This is a genomic window from Motilimonas thetidivivens, assembly GCF_046452435.1.
Lineage (GTDB): Bacteria > Pseudomonadota > Gammaproteobacteria > Enterobacterales > CBDFNC01 > Motilimonas.
In genome coordinates, this window is record NZ_JBKFDK010000046.1 from 1 (window position 1) to 4,211 (window position 4,211).

The window sequence follows — 4,211 nt, forward strand, 5'->3', positions numbered from 1 at the left end:
AGACAAAGCGAGACTGAGTTTAGCGAGCCTAGTATGGCTTGTTAAATTTCTGGCTACACATTTTTTGTAATTATATATCAATGCGTTGGAAATCAGCTGTGAACAAACCGAGCTTTTTTTGAAAAAAATTAGTGGGCTAAAATGACTGAAAATTGAAAAACGACATTATAACTGTGTAAAAACACATACCGGAACGGCGGGTGGCTTTATTGCCAAAACACCGTTAATCGGGTCAATTCATGCAGTCGCTGGGCATCCACCTCAAGTAGCAAAATATCTCAAATTTCAGTCCCGTTATTGCTCACTAGGCGGGTCCAAGGCGCGACCTTGTTGCAACATTTCTGCACCTCTCGAAGTGGAGGGGAAATTACCCTCTTTATCCAACTTTTCTAGCCGCTCTCTCGTTTCATAGCTAAGACGGATAGGCTGAGGTTTAGGCGCTGGAGGTAATGGGCGGGAGTCCAGACTTTAAGACTTTATTTCCTGCTAGGGCTGAATTTTCCGGCCAACTGGAAAGCCACATTTTTTGCATGTTTTTCTATAGTCAGGAACTGGCTGACTACACTCTGGACAAGCCCTACTTGAGTATTTAGCATCTTCTTTTGCCTCAACTTCGTAATCGATTTCCTTAGTTACGAAACTTGGTACATTTTGTCCTAATTTCTTCTTGGCTTGCCATAGCTCGATATCAGTCTTTGGTCCCAATAACTGAGATGTATTCTGGTTTACATAACTATCTAATAAATCGCCAAGCTTATCGGGATAATCAGTAAAACAATCAGAAAGTGAGCGCATTTCATTTGATTCAAGCTTCTCTGTATCTTCTGTATAGAGATCTACCGCATGACTCAACAAGGAAGCCATTTTGTATGCTTTAACTTTTTCAAGGGCATCAATCGTTTCTTTTGAATACTGGATAGAGTTTTCTAGAAACGCCTCTAACCCACCATTATTCGCTTCAGCTTCAAGCTGCCATATTAACCAATAGCACTTTTCTACTTCGGTAAGGCTATCAAAACCAACTTCATCAAACCGCACAAAAACCATTTCTTCGATATTCATAGGTACTACTTACTGTTTGCCCCAACGCCGAATTAAGCTGCTAACCAACACACAATTTTATTTGAAGCAACGTACTGTAACCACCAAAACCTTTGGAACCAATTCAGCCACGCGTTGGTAGTCATGCTTGAATTTCTTCCATCATTGTCTAGGTTAATATCGCAAAGCTTAGCGGCAAGCGGGAGCGAGACTACAGCCCACCGCGAAATGGAGTATTTAGAGCTGTATGCTACAACGATTTGTTAACTTGTATTTTGGTACGAATTTCAAGTTTATGTCTTCGTACTTTTACTGTTCTATTGCCTAGAAGTTTATGCCGAGCAAGCCGATGTAAACCATCTAGAATGTAATAAGTGCCATTCTCAAAAATAAAGTCTATTGGATACTGTATATCGGCTTTCTCAACTCGTTCTTTCTGGTGTGGGTAGAGATACATATTTGCCAATACCTGATTTGGGCTTATGTCGAAAAGCATCCCCGCATTTGGCCTTGAGCTCCAAAAGGGAAGCTCAAACAAAAACTCAAAATCGCTTAATTCAACATCTTCTATAGGAGCCAGTAGTCCCCACACCTTGTTTACGTCCCAATTAAATGGAAGGATAAAACCCTTTAACTCTTTAGGAATGTATTTGCTCATACTTTCAAGTTAACCCGCCGCACCCAGCCTTGTTATAGCCTCTTAGTTCCATATTACTTGGCATCCCAGTTCTGGATATTCCTTATCCAGATCAGCTAGGCAATCACCAAGCTGTTGGTATGCGCCCGGAAGCACAGTGCGAAGATGCGCTGAGCCTACAAATTCAATTTCATTCGGCATATCCACCAGCCCCGTAATAGCATCCCAAAATGCATCCCAATTTTTCCCGTAAAAATCAGGAAAACCTAAGCTGCTCGCTAGAGCTTCATGAAGCTCTTTCTCTGTTGTAATTGAGCCGATATTGATCTGCATAATCTATGGAGTTAACCCCGGCCAATGACCGGAAATCCGTTGCTGGCCCTTGTTAAATTCCACTCTGCCCATGCTCGCTGTACTTTTCAAACCAACCATCATCAGAATAAAGTTCACCGCCCAAGCCATCCGATTGACTGGCTATATCTTCGCCGTTTATTGATACGCAAATATCTTCTTTCTCTGCTTCGATAGCAAATAGAAAATCATGAATTCCAGAATCGACACATTCCGTAAGAAGCTTCCTTACCACAACTTTCTGCTCTTGCGTGAACTCACTTAACTTTGATATTAGTTCTTGAGTTCCCGGCGATTTAAGTTGCCCAGATTCTAAATCAAGATATCGATTCAATGCCTTATCTCTTAACTCTTGAGCGATAACCTTCCCAAATTTCTCTAAATTATTCATTAATCCCTCAACGTAATTTAACGCCTTGCGCAGCCGCGCCCAAGGCGGAGTTGTTTTTGTGTTGAACAAAGCGGCAGCGTAGTGACCTAAACACAAACGAAGCTTTGGGCGTCAGGTTGCCGCACATTGTGAGGTGCGAACTTACTCCGTAAGTGGTTCGTACGATGAAATCCCGATGTATTCATCATATTCGGCCTTAGCCTGTTCATCAGCAAGAGAGTTTCTGGTTACACGGATGGTATAAGCACCTTTAACGTGACCATTGGTATTTACCATCCAATCGAATACATCTTCAGCATCAAAACCAAGCCGCTCCCCGACCTGATGCCACTTTCTCAAACTGTCTGGTACCTCAAAGAAAACACCTGAAAGTAAGTTCTCTTCTTCATGGTAATAAACATCAGTAAGCCATAGATACAGAAGCTGCTCTTCGCCTAACTTTTGCGAGAGCTCCGGGTCACGAAAGCGCAGCTTAGCCATAAAAGTACTCTCACCTCTCGATTTGACCAATTCAATAAACTGAGGCATGGAATTGGCTGCCATAGCATGAGCCTTCTGAACTGTGAGGTCTGCGCTGTTTACCGTTCTAAATTTTGGTTCCTTTGGCACTTCGGCACTTACTGTACTCATGAGAAATATCCCTATCAGAAGAATGATTATTTGTTTCAAGGTGAGCTCCTTGGGCACCTAACGTCTGGCTCACCGAGCAAATTTTTGATGGCGGCTTTTTTGCGTGTTTTTGCAAAAAGGTGACAGCGGAAACTTGTCCGATGCAGCCGCTTGTAAAATGCTTGCCGTCACTGAGGAATTTCAATTCTGGCAAGCTCCATTTGTTTCTTGGGGTTCCAGTTTTGTGGGATAGATTTCTTATCACCCCACCACTGACAGTTATTTTCAACGACCCACTGTTCACGGATCTTTTTAAGATGCTCGGCCGTGGAATACTGATCATACTCTAAGCCGGACTCTGAACCGCAGCACTCACAAATTTCAAATGTGGTGCAGTTGAACTCATCAAGCGCTACAACATCTGCAAACCCACAAATTGGGCACCCTTGTTTATTCATACTCATAGCATTTAACGCCAAATTAAGGTGTGAGCCACGCTACCACAACACTCAATTTGGACGCCGTAAACACTGAACTGAACCCAAAAATGCCAAGCGTGGGGAATCACTCTTAAATTGTCATAGCTCTGCGATGTGCGACAGCGTTTCTGGGTGACGTTGTACCAACTTTAGTAGAGTTACAGCTTGCCCATTTGGTGCGCTACGTCCCTGCTCCCAGTTTTCTAATGTACGCGATGATGTATGTAGTAAACGTGCAAATACACCACGAGACATATTAAATTGCTCACGAATACTTACTATTTCATCAGGCGAGATGTTTAACTCGCTGATGTCATTAACTTGGTGCGTTTTCAGGGTTACTTTACCCTCTGAATGCTCCTTAGCTTCAACAAGTGCTGAACTGAGTTCTGCAAATAGGTCACGATTGCTCATTGCGCCACGCCTCCATAAAAGCCTTTAACTGTTTCTTTTGATCTGCGGTTAAGTCTGACATTTCATTTTTGCCGTAAATTGTCAGCAAATAGAAACAACGCTTTTCATCGAGGAAGTAATAGATAACACGTGAACCACCACGCTTGCCCTTACCTTTACTTGCGACTCGAATCTTCCGCAAACCACCTGTACCTTGAATTACGTCACCTTGCTTCGGGTTCGACATAAGTTCAGCTTGGAACAGTCGAAACTCCTCGTCACTGAGGTATTCTTTTCGGTACTTTTCAAA

Annotated in this window: 8 protein-coding genes; all 8 read right to left on the reverse strand. The window is 42.8% G+C overall.

What is annotated here, in order from left to right:
• Window positions 1-486 precede the first annotated feature (486 nt).
• Window positions 487-1,062, reverse strand: coding sequence for a DMP19 family protein (locus tag ACK8OT_RS19100; RefSeq protein ID WP_410198103.1), 576 nt, complete (start codon window positions 1,060-1,062; stop codon window positions 487-489).
• 229 nt (window positions 1,063-1,291) lie between these two features.
• The gene (locus ACK8OT_RS19105; protein WP_410198104.1) at window positions 1,292-1,699 is read right to left on the reverse strand and encodes a hypothetical protein; all 408 of its coding nucleotides are present in this window, start codon (window positions 1,697-1,699) and stop codon (window positions 1,292-1,294) included.
• Window positions 1,700-1,741: 42 nt separating this feature from the next.
• On the reverse strand, window positions 1,742-2,011 hold the full coding sequence (locus ACK8OT_RS19110) for a barstar family protein (RefSeq protein ID WP_410198105.1): 270 nt from the start codon (window positions 2,009-2,011) through the stop codon (window positions 1,742-1,744).
• Window positions 2,012-2,063: 52 nt separating this feature from the next.
• Window positions 2,064-2,420, reverse strand: a complete 357-nt coding sequence (locus tag ACK8OT_RS19115) for a hypothetical protein (protein WP_410198106.1) — start codon at window positions 2,418-2,420, stop codon at window positions 2,064-2,066.
• Window positions 2,421-2,561: 141 nt separating this feature from the next.
• Complete coding sequence (locus tag ACK8OT_RS19120) at window positions 2,562-3,089, reverse strand: DUF2314 domain-containing protein (protein ID WP_410198107.1); 528 nt, start codon at window positions 3,087-3,089, stop codon at window positions 2,562-2,564.
• Between the two features lie 128 nt (window positions 3,090-3,217).
• Window positions 3,218-3,487, reverse strand: a complete 270-nt coding sequence (locus ACK8OT_RS19125) for a hypothetical protein (protein WP_410198108.1) — start codon at window positions 3,485-3,487, stop codon at window positions 3,218-3,220.
• A gap of 120 nt (window positions 3,488-3,607) precedes the next feature.
• Complete coding sequence (locus ACK8OT_RS19130; protein ID WP_199483284.1) at window positions 3,608-3,922, reverse strand: helix-turn-helix domain-containing protein; 315 nt, start codon at window positions 3,920-3,922, stop codon at window positions 3,608-3,610.
• Window positions 3,909-4,211: type II toxin-antitoxin system RelE/ParE family toxin (locus tag ACK8OT_RS19135; RefSeq protein ID WP_410198109.1), on the reverse strand; the 303-nt coding region annotated here is incomplete at its 5' end. The genes ACK8OT_RS19130 and ACK8OT_RS19135, both read right to left, overlap by 14 nt.